Source organism: Erwinia sp. E602 (assembly GCF_018141005.1).
Taxonomy (GTDB): Bacteria; Pseudomonadota; Gammaproteobacteria; order Enterobacterales; family Enterobacteriaceae; genus Erwinia.
In genome coordinates this window covers 4,067,743-4,087,736 of sequence record NZ_CP046582.1, presented here as the reverse complement: position 1 = coordinate 4,087,736, position 19,994 = coordinate 4,067,743, and the positions used below count along the sequence as shown (strand labels likewise).

Here is a 19,994-nt window from a genome sequence, read left to right as displayed (position 1 = left end):
GCTTACGATGACCGATAACCACCCTGTTCCCGTAACGGCTGAACCTGCAAATGCGGAGTGGCAGCGCTTTGTCACGCTGCTACAGCGGGCTTTTGAAGGCGAACTGCACCTGCCGCTGCTGCAGCTGATGCTGACCCCGGACGAGCGTGATGCGCTGGGCACCCGGCTGCGGATTATTGAAGAGTTGATGCGCGGCGAGATGAGCCAGCGCGAGCTGAAAAACGAGCTCGGCGCCGGTATTGCCACCATTACCCGCGGCTCAAACAGCCTCAAAAGCGCGCCACCTGCCTTAAAAGCCTGGCTGGACGCGCAGTTGCTGAATGGGCCAGATAAAGTGTGAGCCGCTAGTCTGCGGGCAACTGATACACCGGGTTGTGGAACGGGCACAGCGCCAGGATCAGCGCCTGATGATAGACGCTGCTGCGCGTCAGCTGGCCGGCGGTAAAGGCACCGATCGCGCCCCCTTTATGTTTAATATTCTCAATCCCGGTCAGACGTGACATCTCTTCGCCCAGCTCCCGACCCTGATTAATACCCTGCATGACGATCGCCGGCAGGGTGAAGCTGGCCGAACGGGACTCGCCGCGCTGCTGGCCGTCTTCAATCACCATCCACGCAAACGCACTGTCACCCTCAATGCCGGCTTCAATCGCCACCCAGAAGTCGGCATCCGGGCGGATTTCGCGGGCGTTAATCACGCGCTGACGTGCGCCAGTTCGCGTTTCTGTATCGCTGAGCGGCTGTGGCGCTACGCCGCTGTCGACCTCCACACCCTGAATATGGCAGGATCCTTCGCCGAAGATATCGCTGAACGCCTGGGAAATTGCCTTAATTTTGGCTGGATTCATGGTAGCCGCGACAACATTGTGCATAATTGTTTGGACCCTCTACGCAAATTAGCTGCAGTATAACGGAAAATAGCATGTTACAAGTCTATCTTGTTCGCCACGGAGAAACCCTCTGGAATGCCGCACGCCGCATTCAGGGGCAGTCAGACAGCGCCCTTACGGCTAAAGGAGAACAGCAGGCGCATCAGGTGGGAGACCGGGTAAAACATCTCGGCATTACCCACGTGATCGCCAGCGATTTGGGGCGTACCCGTCGTACCGCTGAAATTATCGCTGACGCCTGCGGCTGCGAGGTCAGACTCGATCCGCGCCTGCGTGAGCTGAATATGGGCGTGCTGGAACAGCGGCCGCTGGATTCACTGAGCGCAGAAGAGGAAGGCTGGCGTAAGACGCTGGTGGACGGAACCGAAGGGGGCCGCATTCCGCAGGGTGAATCGATGTCTGAAATGGCGGAACGTATGCATCAGGCGCTGAACACCTGCCTGCAGCTGCCTGAAGGTAGCCGGCCGCTGATCGTCAGCCACGGTATGGCGCTCGGGGTGCTGGTCAGCACCATTCTCGGTCTGCCCGCCAGTTCAGAGCGTCGCCTGCGCCTGCGTAACTGTTCCATCTCTCGCGTCGATTATCAGCAGAGCCCGTGGCTGGCTTCCGGCTGGGTGGTTGAGACGGCAGGGGACGTGTCGCATCTGCATGACGTGGCGCTGGACGAACTGCAGCGTTAACCTGAAGGGCCGGCAGGACCGGCCCTGATGAGTTGCCTGGATTACAGCGGTCTGGCCCGGATCGGGATCAGGTATTCACAGCGAATATCGATCGGCGGTTCGGGCCGTTTCTTGCCGCCGTGGGTGTGGAAACGTTCGATATCCTGGCCGTGACGACGGGTCAGATTCAGTAACGGCATACAGGTGCCGTACAGCAGCAGGACAAAATCCTGCAGTCCGCTCCGCAGGCCCTGATAGTTGAACTGGACATACTCTCCACCCTCCAGCAGGACGGTCTGGGTTGACTGCAGCTGATCCGACAGGTGATCTATCGGTACTGCAGTGGTGTAGAAGATCTCCTGTTCGTCGTCTTTGTCGTGGCTCGGTCGAGCCTGATGCAGGCCATACAGCACCGGGGGAACCGTGTCGGTTTCCGTCAGGAACTGACGCCAGAAGTGCAGGCGCATCTGATCGCGGAAACGGGAGATCTGTTCCAGGGTACAGGTATAGCTCTGCGTCTGACCGGCCAGCAACATCTCCGGCAGCGTGACCCATGCGGGTTGTGGCAGGGCGGTGTCGCCAAGGCGGATCGGTGGCCGTAAACCAAAGGCATTCCAGTCGGATGACCGGCGATACCAGGCTGGCGTCTGGGTAAACTGCTTTTTGAAAGCCCGGGTGAAGGTCTGCTGGGAATCAAACCGGTACTGTAAAGCAATGTCCAGGATCGGGCGGCTGGTGAGGCGCAGAGCCACAGCGGCCTTCGACAGGCGTCGGGCGCGAATATAGGCGCCGATAGCGTGGTCGGTTACTTCCTTGAACATTCTCTGCAGATGCCATTTTGAATATCCTGCTTTGGCCGCCACGTTGTCCAGTGATAGTGGCTGGTCCAGATGGCTCTCCAGCCAGACAAGCAAATCTCGAATGATACCGGCTTTGTCCATAAATCGTCCTCATTCTACTCGGTGTTAGTGCATGAATTGCAAAGTCGACAAATGTTAGCATTATATGCAAATGCAAAATATTGGGGATTTATTGTAAAAACGTGCTTAATCACTACGCGTTGACCAGACGTTTTGTGTGACCAGCCGTAACGCTCTGTATTGCAAGATAGCTTACAATGTCATCTATTCTCATTGAAATGGTAACGTCATGACAATTAAAAAAGTGTTAATAGTCGCTTCAATCCTGAGCGCAACATTTGCTTCTCATGCTGAAGAAGTGGGTTCTGTCGACACGGTATTTAAAATGTTCGGCCCCGATCACAAAATTGTGGTTGAGGCGTTTGATGACCCGGACGTGCAGAACGTCACCTGCTATCTGAGCCGTTCGAAAACCGGCGGCATCAAAGGTGGGCTGGGGCTGGCAGAGGATACGGCCGATGCGGCGATCTCCTGCCAGCAGGTCGGCCCGATCGCGCTCAGCGATAAGATCGCGCAGGGCAAAGCCGAAGGCGAAGTGGTGTTCCGCAAGCGCACGTCACTGGTGTTTAAGAAGCTGCAGGTGGTGCGTTTTTATGACCAGAAACGCCACGCGTTAATCTATCTGAGCTATTCGGACAAAGTGGTGGAAGGGTCGCCAAAGAATGCACTGAGCGCGGTGCCGATCATGCCCTGGGGTAAGTAATGCAAAAGGGCGAGGTTAACCTCGCCCTGAACCTGAACGCAGAAATAATTAGTCCTGCAGATCGCCGCAGAAACGATAACCTTCACCGTGGATAGTGGCGATAATTTCCGGGGTGTCCGGCGTCGATTCGAAATGCTTACGGATGCGACGAATGGTGACGTCAACGGTGCGGTCGTGCGGTTTCAGCTCGCGCCCGGTCATTTTCTTCAGCAGGTCGGCACGGGTCTGAATTTTACCTGGGTTTTCGCAGAAGTGCAGCATGGCACGGAATTCACTGCGCGGCAGCTTGTACTGCTCGCCCTGCGGACTGACCAGCGAGCGGCTGTTGATATCCAGTTCCCAGCCGTTGAAACGGTAGCTTTCAACCAGTTTGCGCTCTTCACTGACGACCGCCAGATTCATGGTACGTGACAGCAGGTTGCGTGCGCGGATGGTCAGCTCGCGTGGGTTGAAGGGCTTGGTGATATAGTCATCCGCACCAATTTCCAGGCCAAGGATCTTGTCGACTTCGTTATCACGACCGGTCAGGAACATCAGTGCAACATTTGCCTGCTCGCGCAGTTCACGCGCCAGCAGCAGTCCGTTTTTGCCCGGCAGGTTGATGTCCATAATGACCAGATTGACGTCGTTATCCGTCAGAATCTGATGCATTTCGGCACCGTCCGTCGCTTCGAAAACCATGTAGCCTTCGGCTTCAAAAATACTTTTGAGCGTATTACGAGTGACTAATTCGTCTTCAACGATAAGTATGTGCGGGGTCTGCATGTGTTCGCTACCTAATTGCCAACAAAATCGAAACAGGGCATACGGCTGTTACCGGCGGCGCCGGCGAAAAACCGGTAACGCTGACAACGTAACAGCAGTACAGAATGATGTTCTTGATACACACTTCAGGGCCGTCAACAACATGGTTACCCGTACGGGGGGCGACAGGGGCTTTTACTGCCGCAACGGCGTGTATCCTAACTGCATTAACAGCAACATAACAGCACAGGCAACAACCCGTACGCAACAAAACAACGCTTAGTTGACTTATATCAAACCAAGTGTAGCACGTTAACACTTTTGTGAAAAACCCTTCCCATAATGCCGGGTTAGCTCACAAATAGCCGGGCCGATTGACACATCAGGCTGAAAAGTTAATAAGCCGTAGATAGTGTTTTTAACAATTGTTAATTATTTGATAAAAAACACTTTAATTATTGAGACAGCGGCTTATGCGGCTTATTCAATAAAGGATGAGTATACCATCTGATAGCAGTAATTTGTATTCGCCGTGGGGCGGATCGTCGTACCGCGCCGCACCTGTTATTTCCCCGGCTGACATGGCAAAGTAAGCGCCCATTTTACGATTCTGAAGGCCGCTATGCGTTTTCCACTGATTCTTGTCTCTCCCGCCCGTGCTGAAAACGTCGGTGCGGCCGCCCGCGCGATGAAAACCATGGGGTTTAGCGAGTTACGTATCGTTAACAGTCAGGTGCATCTGGAGCCGGCGGCGCAGCGGGTGGCGCACGGGGCCGGCGAGATCCTCGACGCGGCCAGCCACTGGGACTCGCTGGCAGAGGCGCTGGCGGATATTGATTTCAGCATTGCCACCACCGCGCGCAGCCGGGCGAAGTTCCGCTACTACGCCACCCCGCAGCAGGTGCAGACGGTGCTGGAAGAGAAGGTGCAGTGGATCAACAGCGCCGCGCTGGTGTTTGGCCGCGAAGACAGCGGGCTGACCAACGACGAACTGGCGCAGGTCGACCTGCTGACCGGCATCCCGATGGCGAATGACTACCCTTCGCTTAATCTCGGCCAGGCGGTGATGGTGTACTGCTATCAGCTGTCGGCGTTGCAGCAGGTGAGCGCAGGGTCTGCGCCAGTGGCCGATGCCCCGCAGCTGGCCGCGTTACGACAGCGCAGCCAGGCACTGCTGCAGCAGTTAGAGGTGGCGGGGGATGAAAAACTGGCCGACTGGCTGCAGCAGCGGCTGGGTCTGTTGCAGCAGCGGGATACGGCGATGTTGCACCGTTTACTGCACGATGTGGAAAAAAAGCTGGCAGATAAAAACGCTGGTTAAGTGACAATCCACGGCGGGAATAACTACGATTATTTATACCAGGCACAGAACCACCAGGCCGTTGCGGCAGAACCCGCCTCGGGCTGTCGCACCCCGTCCGGGCCGTAAAACATAAAAAAATTGACTTACCCGGCCGTTTGCTTTACTTCTGGAGGCCGACAGATTTTACAGACAGACGATAAATCTAAAATGCGTAAAAACAGCCTGATTACCACAATCATTATTACCACCACCATTACTACAGGTAACGGTGCGGGCTGACGCATACAGGAAAAACAAAAAAATAAGCCCGCACCTAACCAGTGCGGGCTTTTTTTTCGGCAAAAATTCAGGAGAGCTTTAACATGCGAGTGCTGAAATTCGGTGGGACCTCAGTAGCCAACGCGGAACGTTTTCTGCGGGTGGCGGACATTCTGGAGAGCAATGCACAGCAGGGACAGGTCGCTACCGTATTGTCCGCCCCGGCCAAAATTACCAACCATCTGGTGGCGATGATTGAGAAAACCATCAGCGGCCAGGACGCCACGCCGAATATCAGCGACGCCGAGCACATTTTTGCCAGCCTGCTGCAGGGACTGGCTGAGGCCCAGCCGGGCTTTGCGCTGGAGCGGGTAAAAACGCTGGTCGATCAGGAGTTCGCTCAGCTGAAGCAGGTGCTGCACGGCATCAGCCTGCTGGGCCAGTGCCCGGACAGCGTGAATGCGGCAATCATCTGCCGTGGCGAGAAGCTGTCGATCGCGATCATGGAAGCGCTGCTACAGGCGCGCGGCTGGGGCGTCAGCGTGATCAACCCGGTTGAGAACCTGCTGGCGGTCGGCCACTATCTTGAATCCACCGTCGATATCCCTGAATCCACCCGCCGCATCGCCGCCGGCAAAATCCCGGCCGGCAATATGATCCTGATGGCCGGTTTCACCGCCGGCAACGACCGCGGTGAGCTGGTGGTGCTGGGCCGTAACGGCTCCGATTACTCTGCCGCCGTGCTGGCCGCCTGCCTGCGCGCCGACTGCTGTGAGATCTGGACCGACGTGGACGGCGTCTATACCTGCGATCCGCGCCAGGTGCCCGACGCGCGGCTGCTGAAGTCGATGTCTTACCAGGAGGCGATGGAGCTCTCTTACTTCGGTGCCAAAGTCCTCCATCCCCGCACTATCGCGCCCATCGCCCAGTTCCAGATCCCTTGTCTGATTAAAAACACCGCTAATCCGCAGGCCCCCGGCACGCTGATCGGCGGCGAGGGCAGCGATGAAGAGAACCCGGTGAAGGGCATCACCAACCTGAACAATATGGCGATGTTCAACGTCTCCGGTCCGGGAATGAAAGGGATGATCGGCATGGCCGCGCGGGTGTTCAGCGCGCTGTCACGCAGCGGCATCTCGGTGGTGCTGATCACCCAGTCCTCCTCGGAATACAGCATCAGCTTCTGCGTGCCGCAAAGTGACCTGGCGCGTGCGCGTCGGGTGCTGGAAGATGAGTTCCACCTGGAGCTGAAGGACGGCCTGCTGGAGCCGCTGGACGTGATGGAGCACCTGGCGGTGATCTCGGTGGTGGGTGACGGTATGCGCACCCTGCGCGGTATCTCCGCCAAGTTCTTCTCGGCGCTGGCCCGCGCCAATATCAATATCGTGGCGATCGCGCAGGGATCTTCCGAGCGTTCGATCTCGGTGGTGGTGAATAACGATGAAGCGATCACCGGCGTGCGCGTGGTGCACCAGATGCTGTTCGCCACCGACCAGGTGATCGAAGTATTTGTGATCGGCACCGGCGGCGTCGGCGGCGCGCTGATCGACCAGCTGCACCGCCAGCAGGCGTGGCTGAAGAACAAGCATATCGACCTGCGCGTCTGCGGCATCGCCAACTCGCGCGCGCTGCTGACCGGCGTGCACGGCATCGCGCTGGAAAACTGGCAGGAGCAGCTGCAGGCGGCGCAGGAGCCGTTCGATCTCAGGCGCCTGAACCGGCTGGTTAAGGAGTATCACCTGCTGAACCCGGTGATCGTCGACTGTACCTCCAGCCAGCAGGTAGCCGATCAGTACGCCGACTTCCTGGCGGACGGCTTCCACGTGGTGACGCCGAACAAGAAGGCCAACACCTCTTCCTGGAGCTACTACCAGCAGATGCGTGCGGCGGCGGCAAAATCCCGCCGTAAGTTCCTCTACGACACCAACGTCGGTGCCGGGCTGCCGGTGATTGAAAACCTGCAGAACCTGCTGAACGCCGGCGACGAACTGCTGCGCTTCTCCGGCATCCTCTCCGGTTCACTCTCCTTTATCTTCGGCAAGCTCGACGAAGGCGTTTCCCTCTCGGCCGCCACCAGCATGGCGCGCGAGATGGGCTTTACCGAGCCGGATCCGCGTGACGATCTCTCCGGCATGGACGTGGCGCGCAAGCTGCTGATCCTCGCCCGTGAGGCAGGCCATCAGCTGGAGCTGAGCGACATTGAGATTGAAGCGGTGCTGCCGGAAGAGTTTACCGCCATCAGCGACGTGGAAGCGTTTATGCAGCGTCTGCCGGAGCTGGATGACGCCTTTGCCGCGCGGGTGGTCACTGCCCGTGACGCCGGAAAAGTGTTACGTTTTGTCGGCGCGATTGAAGAGGGCGGCCGCTGCCGCGTGAAGATTGACGCGGTAGACGGCAACGACCCGCTGTATAAAGTGAAAAATGGTGAAAACGCGCTGGCCTTCTACAGCCGTTACTACCAGCCGATTCCGCTGGTGCTGCGCGGCTACGGCGCCGGTAACGATGTGACCGCCGCGGGCGTGTTTGCTGACCTGTTACGTACCCTGTCCTGGAAGTTGGGAGTTTGAAGATGGTTAAAATTTATGCCCCTGCCTCAATTGGCAACGTCAGCGTCGGCTTCGACGTCTTAGGGGCGGCGGTGTCGCCGGTGGACGGCACGCTGCTGGGTGACTGCGTCAGCGTAGAGGCGGCGGAAAGCTTCAGCCTGCGCAATGAAGGCCGCTTCGTCAGCAAGCTGCCGGCAGACCCGAAAGAGAATATCGTTTACCAGTGCTGGCAGCGCTTTTGCGAAGCCATTGGCCGCGAAGTGCCGGTGGCGATGACGCTGGAAAAAAACATGCCGATCGGCTCCGGCCTCGGTTCCAGCGCCTGTTCAGTCGTCGCCGGGCTGATGGCGATGAACGAGCACTGCGGCAGGCCGCTGAATGACACTGAAATGCTGGCACTGATGGGCGAGCTGGAAGGACGGATTTCCGGCAGCGTACACTACGACAACGTGGCACCCTGCTTCCTCGGCGGCATTCAGCTGATGCTGGAAGAGAATGGCATTATCAGCCAGGCCGTGCCAGGGTTTGCTGACTGGCTGTGGGTAATGGCTTATCCGGGCATTAAGGTGTCGACCGCGGAAGCGCGCGCGATTCTGCCTGCCAGCTACAGCAAACAGGACATTATTCGTCACGGGCGCTACCTCGGCGGCTTTATTCACGCCTGCCACAGCCAGCAGCCGGAACTGGCGGCGAAACTGATGCAGGACGTGATTGCCGAACCGTACCGCACGCAACTGTTACCGGGCTTTGCCGCGGCCCGGCAGGCTGCCGCCGATATCGGCGCGCTGGCCTGTGGTATCTCCGGCTCCGGGCCGACGCTGTTTGCCGTGTGCAACCAGCCGGAGACGGCCCAGCGGATGGCGGACTGGCTTCGCCAGAACTATCTGCAAAATGATGAAGGCTTCGTTCATATTTGCCGCCTCGACACGGCTGGCGCACGTAAACTGGGATAACGCATGAAACTGTATAACCTTAAGGATCACAACGAGCAGGTCAGCTTTGCACAGGCGGTAAAGCAGGGGCTGGGCAAGCAGCAGGGCCTGTTCTTTCCACTGGAACTGCCGGAATTTGAGCTGACCGACATCGACGCACTGCTGGAGATGGATTTTGTTACCCGCAGCAGCAAAATTCTCTCGGCCTTTATCGGCGATGAAATTGCCGCGCATCAGCTGAATGAGCGCGTGAAAACCGCCTTTACCTTCCCGGCACCGGTGGTCAGCGTGACCGACGACGTTGCCGCGCTGGAACTGTTCCACGGACCGACGCTGGCATTTAAAGACTTCGGCGGCCGTTTTATGGCGCAGATGCTGGCTTACGTCAGCGGTGCCGACGAGCAGATCACCATTCTGACCGCGACCTCCGGTGATACCGGTGCCGCCGTGGCCCACGCCTTCTACGGCATGGAAAACGTGCGCGTGGTGATCCTCTATCCGCAGGGCAAGATCAGCCCGCTGCAGGAAAAACTGTTCTGCACCCTCGGTGGCAACATTGAAACCATCGCCATCGACGGCGACTTCGACGCCTGCCAGGCGCTGGTCAAGCAGTCGTTTGACGATGAAGAGCTGAAGAAGGCGATTGGCCTGAACTCGGCTAACTCAATCAACATCAGCCGCCTGCTGGCGCAGATCTGCTACTACTTTGAAGCCGTGGCGCAGCTGCCGCAGGAAAAACGCAACCAGCTGGTGATCTCGGTGCCGAGCGGCAACTTCGGCGACCTGACCGCCGGCCTGCTGGCGAAATCACTGGGTCTGCCGGTGAAGCGCTTTATCGCCGCGACTAACGCCAACGACACCGTACCGCGCTTCCTTGCCGACGGCCAGTGGACGCCAAACCAGACCGTAGCCACCCTCTCTAACGCTATGGACGTATCGCAGCCGAACAACTGGCCGCGCGTGGAAGAGATCTTCCGCCGTAAAACCTGGCGTCTGCAGGATCTTGGCTTCGGCGCGGTGAGTGATGAGACCACCAAAGCCACCATGCGCGAGCTGGCGGATCTCGGCTATATCTCCGAGCCGCACGCGGCGATCGCTTACCGTATGCTGCGCGATCAGCTGCAGGAGGGCGAATTCGGCCTGTTCCTCGGCACCGCGCACCCGGCCAAGTTTATCGAGAGCGTGGAAGCGATCCTCGAGCGCAAGCTGCCGGTACCGGAAGCGTTGGCAGAACGTGCCGATCTGGATCTGCTGTCGCACAACATGAAAGCGGACTTTGCTGAACTGCGGGCGTTTCTGCTGAAGAAGTAGGATTGCCTGCAGCCGGGGAAACGGGGGGGATGATACGGAACCCTCCGCCGGCGGGCATGTTAATGCGTAAAGGAGTCCCGGGGTGGGGCTCCTTTTTTTACGCCTCTGCTGCCGGTTTACGGCTGATTAACGGGCATGCCACCGTTTTGCGCAGCAATAAATAGAGCGCCATGACGTCCGGTCATGCTCTGCAGCGGGGAAGTTCAACGGTCAGCCGCCCAGCGACACGCATAACGATGCTCTCCGTTGGTCAGCGTGTGGCGCGTGCCGTCCGGCATCACCAGCTCCGCGCCGGCCCCTGGCGGCACCTCCACCGTCACTGAGAAGGTGCCATCGGTAATTTGCCAGCCTGAGGCAATACGGCCATAAGGCGACGCCAGTTCGCATTTCGCGTGGCTGACGCCGCCGCCGGGGCGCGGACGGAACAGAATGCGATCGTAGCCGCTGCCCGCATTCTCAATGCCCCCGACCACCCGGTGCAGCCAGTCGGCCACCGCACCGAGCGCGTAGTGATTAAAGGATGTCATCTCACCGCTGTTAACCGTGCCGTCCGGCTGCATACTGTCCCAGCGCTCCCAGATGGTGGTCGCGCCCATATCCACCTGGTAGAGCCATGACGGGCATTCGCGGCACTGCAGCATCTGCCAGGCTTCGCTCAGGTGGCCGGTCTGCGTCAGTGCGTCCAGCACCAGCGGCGTACCGGCAAAGCCGGTGCCGATGCGGCCGCGGTTATCGCGAATCAGCGTCGCCAGCCGCTCCCCGGCCGCCTGCCGTTCGGCGGGCTCGTGGATAAGACCAAACACCAGCGCAATACTCCATGCGCACTGCGTATTGTTGCTCCCCGTATCACCCGCCGGGAACCAGTGGCTGAGGAAATCCCGCTGCACCCGTTCCGCCACCTGTGCGTAGTACTCTGCCTGCTCCGGGCGGCCGGTGATCTGCGCCATCTGCGCCATAATCTGTAGTGACTTAAAGGCGTAAGCGGTGGCAATCAGCTCAGGATCGGTCATCGCCTCAATCGGGTTATCCGGCGGGGCCAGCGGGTCAAGCCAGTCGCCCAGCTGCATATCGGCGCTGACCCGGTGTTCGCCCGGGGCAAACTTTGCGATCAGCCGGTCACACCACATTTTCGCGCTGTCATACTGCTGGTGCAGGATGCCCGGATCCTTGTAGCGCTGGTACAGCACCCACGGCGTAATGGTGGCGACATCGCCCCATACGCTGCCCGCCTCGGCAATGCTCCAGGCATTACCGGGGATCCAGGGCACGTACCAGGGCACGTTGCCGAATTCGCGCTGTTCCGCGGCCAGATCCTTCAGCCAGCTGGCAAGGAAGCCACGCACGTCATACAGGAAGGTGGCGGTGGGGGTGAACACCTGAATATCGCCGGTCCAGCCCAGCCGCTCGTCGCGCTGCGGGCAGTCGGTGGGCAGATCAACGAAGTTTGAGCGCATCGACCACTGCACGTTGCTGTGCAGCTGGTTGATACCGGCATCTGAACAGGAGAAGTGTCCGGTTTCCGGCATCGCCGAGTAGTACACCCGGGCGGTAATGTCTTCGGGATCCAGGTTCTCACCCGGCCAGCCTTCGACTTCGGCGTAACGGAAACCGTGGATCGTAAAGCGCGGCTCCCAGCATTCGGTGACGTTATCCTCGCCGATTATGTAGCGATCCTCGCTGGCGGCACCGCGCAGCGTGCGGCGGTAGAGTTTACCCTCCTGCAGCACTTCGGCGTGTCGCAGAACGATCTGCTGTCCGCGCCGGCCGCTAACCCGGATCCGCAGCCGCCCGCTGAAGTTCTGACCGAAATCGAGCAGCCAGTTGCCGTCCGGCTGACGCACGATTTCTACCGGCGTCAGGCGGTGCTGCGCCCGCACCGGCGGGCCATCCGGGGCGACCAGCCGCGCGTAATTGAAGTACTCTGCTTCCTGCACCCTGAACCAGTCGGTATCGTCAAAACCTGCCGTTGACCAGCGGGTGGTGTAACGGGTGGCGTCAAAGGTTTCACCGTTATAAAGATCGGCGCTGAGGATCGGCGCGGGCTGACAACGCCAGCTGTCATCGCTAACGATCAGGCTCTGACTGCCGTCGCTGTGCAGGATCTCCAGCTGTGCCAGCAGTCCGCTACGGTCGCCATACAGCCGGGCGTTGCCGCCATGAAAGCCGATACGTCCGCTGTACCAGCCGTCGGCCAGCCAGGCCCCGATCGCCTGTTCCCCTCCGGCGGAGAGCAGGCCGGTTACATCATACGTAAAGTAGCGCAGGCGGTGGTGATAGGAGGTCCAGCCCGGCAGCAGTGCATCCTCGCCGACCTTATGGCCGTTAATCTCCACTTCGGCCAGCCCCAGCGCGCTGAGGTAAAGTCGTGCGCGCACCACCGGCTGGTGCAGGGTAAACGATTTACGCAGCTGAAAGACGCGGCCTTCCCTGAAACGATCTTCCGGGATGGCGCTGTGGATCATTTTCGCCTGCCACTCCGTCTCGTCCAGCAGGCTGGTTTCGGCGCAGGCCGTATCGCTCCAGGCTGACCAGCTCGCGCCATCGCTGACGCGTACCCGCAGCGTAATGCGATCCCGCGACTGCAGGTCGGGGCCGGGCCACGGCAGCAGAATTTGCTGTGGCCCGCTCAGGGTATACGTGAGCTGTTCACAGCGGCCGTCGGCGTGGGTCAGGGTAATCGCCAGCTCACTGGCCTGCTGTTGGTAGTGCGCCGGCGCCTGCGGCAGCTTCCACGACAGACGCGGACGGCGGCTGCCGATGCCGGTAGTATGCTGCGGCGCATGGTATTCAAACTGCACATCGTCCGGTTTGATGCTGCTGAGATCAGTTAGTGACATGGTCTTTGCGCTCCTGGTGAGTCAGTGAAGGATCGGACTGTGCTGACCTGCTCTGCAGCACGCTGGCCTTAGGCAGACGGGCAACCCAGAAGATGCCGATCAGCATGGCTGCCGACATCACAATAAAGATGAATATGTAGAGGTTCCGCAGGCCGCTGCTGAGGATTTGCGGCGTGAACAGGGCGACCACGGCGGCCACCACGCGGGTAAAGGCGATGGTCATGCCCTGCGCCGAGCTGCGCAGCAGGGTGGGGAACAGCTCCTGCGACCAGATTTTGTACATCGGTTCACCGGCCAGCGCGCCGCCTATGGAGCAGAGGATCAGCATCGTCAGCATGGCGGGCAGCTGCACGCCGAAGATCACCACCATCAGCGGGCCAGTGACCTGCAGTGCGGCGGCAAACAGGAACCAGCGGAAGCGGTTCTCACCATCAACCACCCGCATAAACAGCAGCACGAAGGTAAAGCAGATGCAGGTGTTGAGCAGGTTGAGGCCGGAAGCCAGGCTGACCGAGACGCCAATAATTTCGGTGTAGATATAGGTGGCGAACTGGCCGTTAGTGTTGGCCGAAATATTGGCCAGCGAATAGAACAGGCCGGTCGCCACCATTGCCGCCAGCCACGGCAGTCTGAACAGATTTTTCCATGCGCCTGAGGCGATAATACCGGCTGCGGCAGCAGCGGGGCGGGTTCTTTCCAGCTCTCTCGCTCGCAGCCACTCTTTTGACTCGCTGAGGGTCAGACGCGCCAGCAGTACCGCAATGCTGACCAGCAGAATATGACCGTAAAGCCAGCGGCCACCGCTGAGGCCCAGATGACCAAACATCGCGCCCAGCGCGGCGGTGGTGGCAATGCCGAGGATCCACAGCATATGGCTGAACTGCAGCAGCTTCGCCCGCGCACCGTCCGGGGCTTCTTCGGCGATCATCGCCAGCGACACCGGCAGGTCGGCACCGACGGCAAAACCGAGGATGATAATGCCGCACCAGATGGCGGGCATGCCGCCGGCCAGCACCAGGATGGCGGAACCGATGATGTAGATAAGCATGGTCAGGGTGAAAATGGTTTTACGACCGTAGCGATCGCCCAGCCGCCCGCCGACCACCGCGCCAACGGCGATCATCAGCGTCAGCAGCCCGGAGAGCGGGCCAATCAGCGCGGTATTTCCCCACTCGCGCAGATAGATCACCAGCGCAATGCTGGTGGTAACGATGGCGGCGGCGTCCAGATAGGAGACCATGCCGGTGACACCGGCACGCCACCACATCGCCAGACTGATGTCAGGTTTCGTCTGCATAAAGACCTCGGGTACAGGAAGTATTGTTGTTATCAGAGGCACTGATGCCTGTTTATGCGGGCTGACCGCCCGGATGCCACCGTTAGCAGGTAACGTTCTGATTATAAAAATGCCCACTGCAGCGGCCACCGCCGCGTCGCCAAATGCGTACCGCGGGTGGCACTGAGGGAAAGATTGCCATGCTGCCGCTCACAAATGGCGTGCGGGCTTTATGGCTGAAGGGGTTCCTGTGAGGGAGCGTAGCCGAACAGATTTTTGTAGCTGGAGGAGAAGTGGTTGCTGCTGCTAAAACCGCAGCGGAAGGCGATGTCCGTAACGCTCGCTTCCCCGCTGCGCAACCAGACGCGCGCGGCGAGCAGGCGCTGTTTACGAATAAACTGGTGCGGAGAAAGCCCGGTAATCTCTTTCACCTGGCGATACAGCGTGCGTTTACTGAGCAGAAAATGGCTGCACAGCGTGTCCCAGTCGATCTCTTCAAAACAGTTGGCCTGCAGCCAGTGGATCAGACGATGGGCTTTAAAATGGGTATGGCCGCGACTGGCGCTGCTCAGGGAACGATGAAGGGAGAGCAGCAGCTCTAACCAGACCACCTCCCGGGCGGCGTCATCCAGCAGCGCGTCGCTGGAGGGCGCGGTCAGGCGGGCAATGGTCTGACGGCAGGCCAGACGCTCCTGTGGCGTCAGCCAGCCCGGCTGCTGGTCGGGGGGGCGGTTAATACCGTTCAGCAGCGGCTGAAGATTGCTCAGATAGCGTAACGGCCGACGGGTGTTGATCAGCAGGTTGGTTAATCTGAGCGTGCCCAGCCGGTCGTAAAAATGGCTTTCCTGGCCGTGTACGAAGAACACATCGCCCTGCTGGACAAAGCTGGGCTGGCCGTTGAGCACGTGCAGGCCGTGCCCGCTTTCAACAAACACCAGTTCGTCGAATTCATGGCTGTGCTCGCAGTTATTGCGTTCCGGATCGCTGACGTAGAGCGCGAACGGCTGGCTGTCGGCGCTGAAGTATTTTTCCATACAGAGCGTGTGCATCAGACAGGCTTCCTGTCGGGGACTGAATGATGACAAGCCTGGACAACCGTTGCCGGGCGCGCGAGTGGTGATGCAAAATTTGTGAGCGGGTTAACGAACAGCAGGTGAAAGGGGGCCGGGCAGGGGCGCTGCCCGGCGTGGCATTACGCTTCGCGGCGCTTAAACACCAGCTCGTTACCGCTGCTGCCGTCGGCGTCATAGAAGTAGCCGTCGATGTTGAATTTCTTCAGCTGTTCCGGCTGCGTCAGGCGGTTCTGGATGATATAGCGGCTCATCAGGCCGCGCGCCTTCTTGGCGTAGAAGCTGATCACCTTGAACTTGCCGTTCTTCTCATCGAGGAACACCGGCTTGATAATGTCGGCGTTAAGTTGCTTCGGCTTAACCGATTTAAAGTATTCGTCGGAGGCGAGATTAATCAGCACGCTGTCGCCCTGTTCCGCCAGCGCGGCGTTCAGTGCCGTAGTAATGCGATCGCCCCAGAAGCCGTAAAGGTCCTTCGCGCGCGGGTTCTCCAGCCTGATGCCCATCTCAAGGCGGTAGGGCATCATCAGATCCAGCGGGCGCAGCAGGCCGTACAGCCCGGAGAGCATCCGCAGGTGGCTCTGGGCAAAGTCAAAATCCGCCTCGCTGAAGGTTTCCGCCTGCAGGCCGGTGTAAACGTCGCCCTTAAAGGCCAGAATCGCCTGACGGGCGTTGTCCGGGGTGAAATCCGGCTGCCAGTCGTTGAAGCGCTCTGCGTTAAGCAGCGCCAGCTTGTCGCTGATGTGCATCAGCGTACCCACCTGCGCCGGGGAGAGCTGGCGTGCCACCTCAATCAGCTGCTGCGACTGATCCAGCAGCGCCGGTTGCGTGAAACGCGCCGTCGCCAACGGGCTTTCATAGTCCAGCGTTTTAGCCGGGGAAATTACCATTAACATCGTCGTTTCCTTGTGATGACTCGTTGCGATAAACCTCAGCGCTTACTTTACCAAAAAAGCTCGCCGGACGGGTAAATCACTGCCATAGGCCAGGGGTATTACCCGCATAAAATAGTGGATAAATAGCCATTTGTGCTGCGATGTTCGTCACTGGTGTTACGGGGAACGCTGCTGCTTGCATGGTGAGTTGCGCGTGCTATCATCCGGGGCAGACATTTTCAACACCCTATCAAATCAACCTCGATGAGAATGACAAACATGACGGACAAATTAACCTCCCTGCGTCAAGTCACTACCGTAGTTGCCGACACCGGCGATATCGCGGCAATGAAACTCTACAAACCTCAGGACGCGACCACTAACCCGTCGCTGATCCTGAGCGCAGCGCAGATCCCAGAATACCGTAAGCTGATCGACGAAGCTGTCGTCTGGGCGCGCGAGCAGAGCAGCGATAAAGCAGAGCAGGTCGCTTACGCCGCTGACAAGCTGGCGGTAAACATCGGTCTGGAGATCCTGAAGCTGGTTCCGGGCCGCATCTCTACCGAAGTTGATGCGCGTCTGTCTTACGACACCGAAGGCAGCGTAGCCAAGGCACGCAGCCTGATCAAACTGTACAACGATGCCGGCATCAGCAACGACCGCATCCTGATCAAGCTGGCGTCCACCTGGCAGGGCATCCGTGCCGCCGAGCAGCTGGAAAAAGAAGGCATCAACTGTAACCTGACCCTGCTGTTCTCCTTCGCTCAGGCGCGTTCCTGCGCAGAAGCGGGCGTGTTCCTGATCTCTCCGTTCGTGGGCCGTATCCTCGACTGGTACAAAGCCAACACCGACAAGAAAGAGTACGCGCCGAATGAAGATCCGGGCGTGGTGTCAGTGACCGAAATCTACGAATACTACAAGCAGCACGGTTACGAGACCGTGGTGATGGGCGCCAGCTTCCGTAACGTTGGTGAGATCATCGAACTGGCCGGCTGTGACCGTCTGACCATCTCCCCGGGCCTGCTGAAAGAGCTGGCGGAGACCGAAGGCACCGTTGAGCGCAAGCTGTCTTACACCGGTGAAGTGAAAGCGCGTCCGGCTAAAATGACCGAGGCTGAGTTCCTGTGGCAGCACAACCAGGATCCAATGGCGGTACAGAAACTGGCTGAAGGCATCCGTAACTTTGCCATCGACCAGGGCAAACTGGATAAAATGATTGCCGACCTGCTGTAATCGTTAAGCGCGGCCGGGTCACCGGCCGCACTGCCTCCACTGCCTCCACCCGCTCTGGCCCGCTAACGCCTCTGTGCAGACCTGGCGTCTCTCTGGCAGCTGTCCCCGGTAACACGAACCTCCCCCCGCCTTCCTGCTCTCTGTGCCTGCCACTCATGGTGCTTTGCGGTTATACTGCCTGCCTCTCTTCTTTGCTGACGGCGAACCCAATATGAACACACTCCGCATAGGACTGATCTCCGTTTCCGACCGCGCCGCTAACGGCATCTATCCCGACCTGGGGCTGCCGGCGCTGGAAGCCTGGCTGAGACGCGCGCTGACCACGCCGTTCGAAATAGAAACGCGTCTGGTGCCCGATGAGCAGCCGATGATTGAGCAGGCGATCTGTGAACTGGTCGACGAGCTGTTCTGTCATCTGGTGCTCACCACCGGCGGCACCGGCCCGGCGCGGCGCGACGTGACGCCGGACGCCACGCTGGCGATTGCCGATCGCGAGATGCCCGGTTTTGGCGAGCAGATGCGCCAGATTAGCCTTAACTTTGTACCCACCGCGATCCTCTCCCGCCAGGTGGGGGTGATCCGCAAACAGTCTTTAGTGATCAACCTGCCCGGCCAGCCGAAGTCGATTCAGGAGACGCTGGAAGGGCTGAAAGATGCCGACGGCAAAGCGCTGGTGGCGGGCATTTTTGCCAGCGTGCCGTACTGCATCCAGCTGCTGGAGGGCCCATACGTCGAGACAGATCCGCAGGTGGTAGCAGCTTTTCGGCCTAAAAGTGCCAGACGTGAAACAAACGGCTAAAAATCTGCTATTTCACGGATAAGATCCAGCTTGCAATGGTGTGTCAGTAAATTGACGATATAGTACGTTTAGCTTTACACAACGGACTATATGAATTTCATCTGACACTGGACTTATCAGCAATGGCATCCGAAACCGCGCATCGCCTTACCGGGCAGGACTATAAAACGTTATCTCTGGCCGCCCTCGGTGGTGCGCTGGAGTTCTACGACTTCATCATCTTCGTCTTCTTTGCCGCCACCATCGGCCAGCTGTTCTTCCCGGCGGATATTCCCGAGTGGCTGCGCCAGCTGCAGACCTTTGCGATCTTTGCCGCCGGCTATCTGGCGCGGCCACTGGGTGGGCTGATTATGGCGCACTTCGGCGACAGCCGCGGCCGCAAGAAAATGTTCAGCCTGAGTATTCTGATGATGGCGCTGCCGACGCTGGCGATGGGGCTGATGCCGACCTACGCCACCATTGGTATTGCCGCACCGGTGGCGCTGTTGCTGCTGCGCGTGCTGCAGGGGGCGGCGATCGGCGGTGAGGTACCGGGTGCCTGGGTGTTTGTCGCCGAGCACGTGCCGCAAAAGCGCGTCGGTTTTGCCTGCGGCACGCTGACCGCCGGGCTGACCTTCGGTATTCTGCTGGGATCGCTGGTCGCCACGCTGCTGACCAGCGCGCTGACCCCGCAGGCGATCCTCGACGGCGGCTGGCGCATTCCGTTCCTGCTGGGCGGCATTTTTGGCCTTGGGGCAATGTATCTGCGCCGCTGGCTGCATGAAACCCCGGTGTTTACCGCCATGCAGCAGCGCAAGGCGCTGGCCGCCGGGCTGCCGCTGAAAACCGTGCTGCGCGATCATAAGGGCAGCGTGGTGCTGTCGATGCTGCTCACCTGGATGCTATCGGCCTGTATTATGGTGGTGCTGCTGATGGCACCGACCCTGCTGCAGAAGGTGCACGGCATTCCGGCCACGGCGGCGCTGCAGGCTAACAGCGTGGCGACCGTGATGTTGATTATCGGCTGTATCGTCGCCGGGGCGCTGGTGGACAGGTTCGGTGCGGCGGTGGTGCTGATTGTCGGTAGCCTGCTGCTGGCGATCTCCTGCTGGTCGTTTTTCCAGGTAGCGGCGCTGGCGCCGGAGCAGCTGATGGTGGCCTATGCCATCGCCGGCCTGTGCGTGGGCGTGGTGGGGGTGGTGCCGTTCGTGATGGTTGGGGCGTTCCCGGCCGAGGTGCGTTTTACCGGCTTCTCCTTCTCGTATAATCTCTCCTACGCGATTTTTGGCGGCCTGACGCCGGTCACCATCACCCTGCTGATGAAGTGGACGCCGATGGCACCGGCTTATTATGTGGTCGGGCTGGCGGCGATCGGGCTGCTGCTCGGTTTCTGGCTGCTGCGGGACGCGGGCCAGCGTACGTCACTGAAGCAGGCCGACGCCCGCTAAAAGGCATCGCCATCTCCTGAAAACCCGCTCCGCCGCCGCGCAGCGGGTTTTTTTATAGCGAAAGTGAAATTTTTTTCGTCATCCCCCTTGATGCCGGGGCACTCGGCCCCATCTTATCTGGCATCCGAGGCGAGGAACCTGGAAAAAAAGCGCAGGGCGCGCAGTTGAAACTGCCGGAAACGCCCGCATTTAAGGTTCATAACCTGATTTG

18 protein-coding genes and 1 other annotated feature are annotated in these 19,994 nt (G+C 59.4%); of the genes, 11 read left to right on the top strand and 7 right to left on the bottom strand.

The genetic code is table 11. The features are described 5' to 3' along the window. Positions 1-7 precede the first annotated feature (7 nt). A complete protein-coding gene (gene trpR, locus GKQ23_RS20380) occupies positions 8-340 on the top strand; it encodes a trp operon repressor (protein WP_056235836.1) in 333 nt (110 codons plus the stop codon). A gap of 4 nt (positions 341-344) precedes the next feature. Here trpR and yjjX read toward each other — a convergent pair whose 3' ends face one another. Next, on the bottom strand, positions 345-872 hold the full coding sequence (gene yjjX / locus GKQ23_RS20375) for an inosine/xanthosine triphosphatase (RefSeq protein WP_056235839.1): 528 nt from the start codon (positions 870-872) through the stop codon (positions 345-347). A 50-nt stretch (positions 873-922) separates the two neighbouring features. On the opposite strand from yjjX, the gene gpmB reads away from it, so the two are divergent. Continuing rightward, complete coding sequence (gene gpmB, locus GKQ23_RS20370) at positions 923-1,570, top strand: 2,3-diphosphoglycerate-dependent phosphoglycerate mutase GpmB (protein WP_056235842.1); 648 nt, start codon at positions 923-925, stop codon at positions 1,568-1,570. 41 nt (positions 1,571-1,611) lie between these two features. On the opposite strand, the gene robA is transcribed toward gpmB, so the two are convergent. Continuing rightward, positions 1,612-2,490, bottom strand: a complete 879-nt coding sequence (gene robA, locus GKQ23_RS20365) for an MDR efflux pump AcrAB transcriptional activator RobA (protein WP_056235846.1) — start codon at positions 2,488-2,490, stop codon at positions 1,612-1,614. 208 nt (positions 2,491-2,698) lie between these two features. On the opposite strand from robA, the gene creA reads away from it, so the two are divergent. Continuing rightward, on the top strand, positions 2,699-3,172 hold the full coding sequence (creA, locus tag GKQ23_RS20360; RefSeq protein WP_056235849.1) for a protein CreA: 474 nt from the start codon (positions 2,699-2,701) through the stop codon (positions 3,170-3,172). 48 nt (positions 3,173-3,220) lie between these two features. Here creA and arcA read toward each other — a convergent pair whose 3' ends face one another. Beyond that, on the bottom strand, positions 3,221-3,937 hold the full coding sequence (gene arcA / locus GKQ23_RS20355) for a two-component system response regulator ArcA (RefSeq protein ID WP_056235850.1): 717 nt from the start codon (positions 3,935-3,937) through the stop codon (positions 3,221-3,223). A 601-nt stretch (positions 3,938-4,538) separates the two neighbouring features. On the opposite strand from arcA, the gene GKQ23_RS20350 reads away from it, so the two are divergent. From GKQ23_RS20350 to thrC, 5 genes are all read left to right on the top strand, one after another. After that, on the top strand, positions 4,539-5,237 hold the full coding sequence (locus GKQ23_RS20350; RefSeq protein WP_056235853.1) for a tRNA/rRNA methyltransferase: 699 nt from the start codon (positions 4,539-4,541) through the stop codon (positions 5,235-5,237). Between the two features lie 189 nt (positions 5,238-5,426). After that, complete coding sequence (gene thrL / locus GKQ23_RS20345; protein ID WP_105594825.1) at positions 5,427-5,498, top strand: thr operon leader peptide; 72 nt, start codon at positions 5,427-5,429, stop codon at positions 5,496-5,498. Beyond that, positions 5,434-5,556 (top strand) — a sequence feature (Thr leader region). It overlaps the preceding gene by 65 nt. Positions 5,557-5,581: 25 nt before the next feature. Continuing rightward, on the top strand, positions 5,582-8,044 hold the full coding sequence (gene thrA, locus GKQ23_RS20340) for a bifunctional aspartate kinase/homoserine dehydrogenase I (protein ID WP_212409292.1): 2,463 nt from the start codon (positions 5,582-5,584) through the stop codon (positions 8,042-8,044). 2 nt (positions 8,045-8,046) lie between these two features. After that, complete coding sequence (gene thrB / locus GKQ23_RS20335) at positions 8,047-8,976, top strand: homoserine kinase (protein WP_056235857.1); 930 nt, start codon at positions 8,047-8,049, stop codon at positions 8,974-8,976. A 3-nt stretch (positions 8,977-8,979) separates the two neighbouring features. Then, the gene (thrC, locus tag GKQ23_RS20330) at positions 8,980-10,266 is read left to right on the top strand and encodes a threonine synthase (protein ID WP_056235860.1); all 1,287 of its coding nucleotides are present in this window, start codon (positions 8,980-8,982) and stop codon (positions 10,264-10,266) included. Positions 10,267-10,469: 203 nt separating this feature from the next. Here the strand turns inward: thrC and GKQ23_RS20325 are convergent, their stop codons facing one another. From GKQ23_RS20325 to yaaA, 4 genes are all read right to left on the bottom strand, one after another. Beyond that, on the bottom strand, positions 10,470-13,103 hold the full coding sequence (locus tag GKQ23_RS20325; RefSeq protein WP_212409291.1) for an alpha-L-rhamnosidase: 2,634 nt from the start codon (positions 13,101-13,103) through the stop codon (positions 10,470-10,472). Next, entirely contained in the window at positions 13,090-14,400 is a 1,311-nt protein-coding gene (locus GKQ23_RS20320; protein WP_212409290.1) for an MFS transporter, read from the bottom strand. Before GKQ23_RS20320 ends, GKQ23_RS20325 begins: the two co-directional genes overlap by 14 nt. Positions 14,401-14,609: 209 nt before the next feature. Next, the gene (locus GKQ23_RS20315; RefSeq protein ID WP_212409289.1) at positions 14,610-15,428 is read right to left on the bottom strand and encodes a helix-turn-helix domain-containing protein; all 819 of its coding nucleotides are present in this window, start codon (positions 15,426-15,428) and stop codon (positions 14,610-14,612) included. A 143-nt stretch (positions 15,429-15,571) separates the two neighbouring features. Further along, the gene (gene yaaA, locus GKQ23_RS20310) at positions 15,572-16,345 is read right to left on the bottom strand and encodes a peroxide stress protein YaaA (RefSeq protein WP_212409288.1); all 774 of its coding nucleotides are present in this window, start codon (positions 16,343-16,345) and stop codon (positions 15,572-15,574) included. Between the two features lie 258 nt (positions 16,346-16,603). On the opposite strand from yaaA, the gene tal reads away from it, so the two are divergent. The 3 genes from tal to GKQ23_RS20295 all read left to right on the top strand — a co-directional run bounded on the left by tal (position 16,604) and on the right by GKQ23_RS20295 (position 19,783). Continuing rightward, a complete protein-coding gene (gene tal / locus GKQ23_RS20305) occupies positions 16,604-17,557 on the top strand; it encodes a transaldolase (RefSeq protein WP_056235871.1) in 954 nt (317 codons plus the stop codon). A gap of 211 nt (positions 17,558-17,768) precedes the next feature. Further along, complete coding sequence (gene mog / locus GKQ23_RS20300; RefSeq protein WP_056235874.1) at positions 17,769-18,356, top strand: molybdopterin adenylyltransferase; 588 nt, start codon at positions 17,769-17,771, stop codon at positions 18,354-18,356. Positions 18,357-18,478: 122 nt separating this feature from the next. Further along, the gene (locus tag GKQ23_RS20295) at positions 18,479-19,783 is read left to right on the top strand and encodes an MFS transporter (protein ID WP_212409287.1); all 1,305 of its coding nucleotides are present in this window, start codon (positions 18,479-18,481) and stop codon (positions 19,781-19,783) included. Positions 19,784-19,994: the final 211 nt, after the last annotated feature.

What these genes read in the sequence shown, in the direction of transcription:
- trpR (WP_056235836.1), top strand. Translation starts at nt 8, where the DNA reads ATGACCGATAACCACCCTGTTCCCGTAACGGCTGAACCTGCAAATGCG.
- yjjX (WP_056235839.1), bottom strand. Translation starts at nt 872, where the DNA reads ATGCACAATGTTGTCGCGGCTACCATGAATCCAGCCAAAATTAAGGCA.
- gpmB (WP_056235842.1), top strand. Translation starts at nt 923, where the DNA reads ATGTTACAAGTCTATCTTGTTCGCCACGGAGAAACCCTCTGGAATGCC.
- robA (WP_056235846.1), bottom strand. Translation starts at nt 2,490, where the DNA reads ATGGACAAAGCCGGTATCATTCGAGATTTGCTTGTCTGGCTGGAGAGC.
- creA (WP_056235849.1), top strand. Translation starts at nt 2,699, where the DNA reads ATGACAATTAAAAAAGTGTTAATAGTCGCTTCAATCCTGAGCGCAACA.
- arcA (WP_056235850.1), bottom strand. Translation starts at nt 3,937, where the DNA reads ATGCAGACCCCGCACATACTTATCGTTGAAGACGAATTAGTCACTCGT.
- GKQ23_RS20350 (WP_056235853.1), top strand. Translation starts at nt 4,539, where the DNA reads ATGCGTTTTCCACTGATTCTTGTCTCTCCCGCCCGTGCTGAAAACGTC.
- thrA (WP_212409292.1), top strand. Translation starts at nt 5,582, where the DNA reads ATGCGAGTGCTGAAATTCGGTGGGACCTCAGTAGCCAACGCGGAACGT.
- thrB (WP_056235857.1), top strand. Translation starts at nt 8,047, where the DNA reads ATGGTTAAAATTTATGCCCCTGCCTCAATTGGCAACGTCAGCGTCGGC.
- thrC (WP_056235860.1), top strand. Translation starts at nt 8,980, where the DNA reads ATGAAACTGTATAACCTTAAGGATCACAACGAGCAGGTCAGCTTTGCA.
- GKQ23_RS20325 (WP_212409291.1), bottom strand. Translation starts at nt 13,103, where the DNA reads ATGTCACTAACTGATCTCAGCAGCATCAAACCGGACGATGTGCAGTTT.
- GKQ23_RS20320 (WP_212409290.1), bottom strand. Translation starts at nt 14,400, where the DNA reads ATGCAGACGAAACCTGACATCAGTCTGGCGATGTGGTGGCGTGCCGGT.
- GKQ23_RS20315 (WP_212409289.1), bottom strand. Translation starts at nt 15,428, where the DNA reads ATGCACACGCTCTGTATGGAAAAATACTTCAGCGCCGACAGCCAGCCG.
- yaaA (WP_212409288.1), bottom strand. Translation starts at nt 16,345, where the DNA reads ATGTTAATGGTAATTTCCCCGGCTAAAACGCTGGACTATGAAAGCCCG.
- tal (WP_056235871.1), top strand. Translation starts at nt 16,604, where the DNA reads ATGACGGACAAATTAACCTCCCTGCGTCAAGTCACTACCGTAGTTGCC.
- mog (WP_056235874.1), top strand. Translation starts at nt 17,769, where the DNA reads ATGAACACACTCCGCATAGGACTGATCTCCGTTTCCGACCGCGCCGCT.
- GKQ23_RS20295 (WP_212409287.1), top strand. Translation starts at nt 18,479, where the DNA reads ATGGCATCCGAAACCGCGCATCGCCTTACCGGGCAGGACTATAAAACG.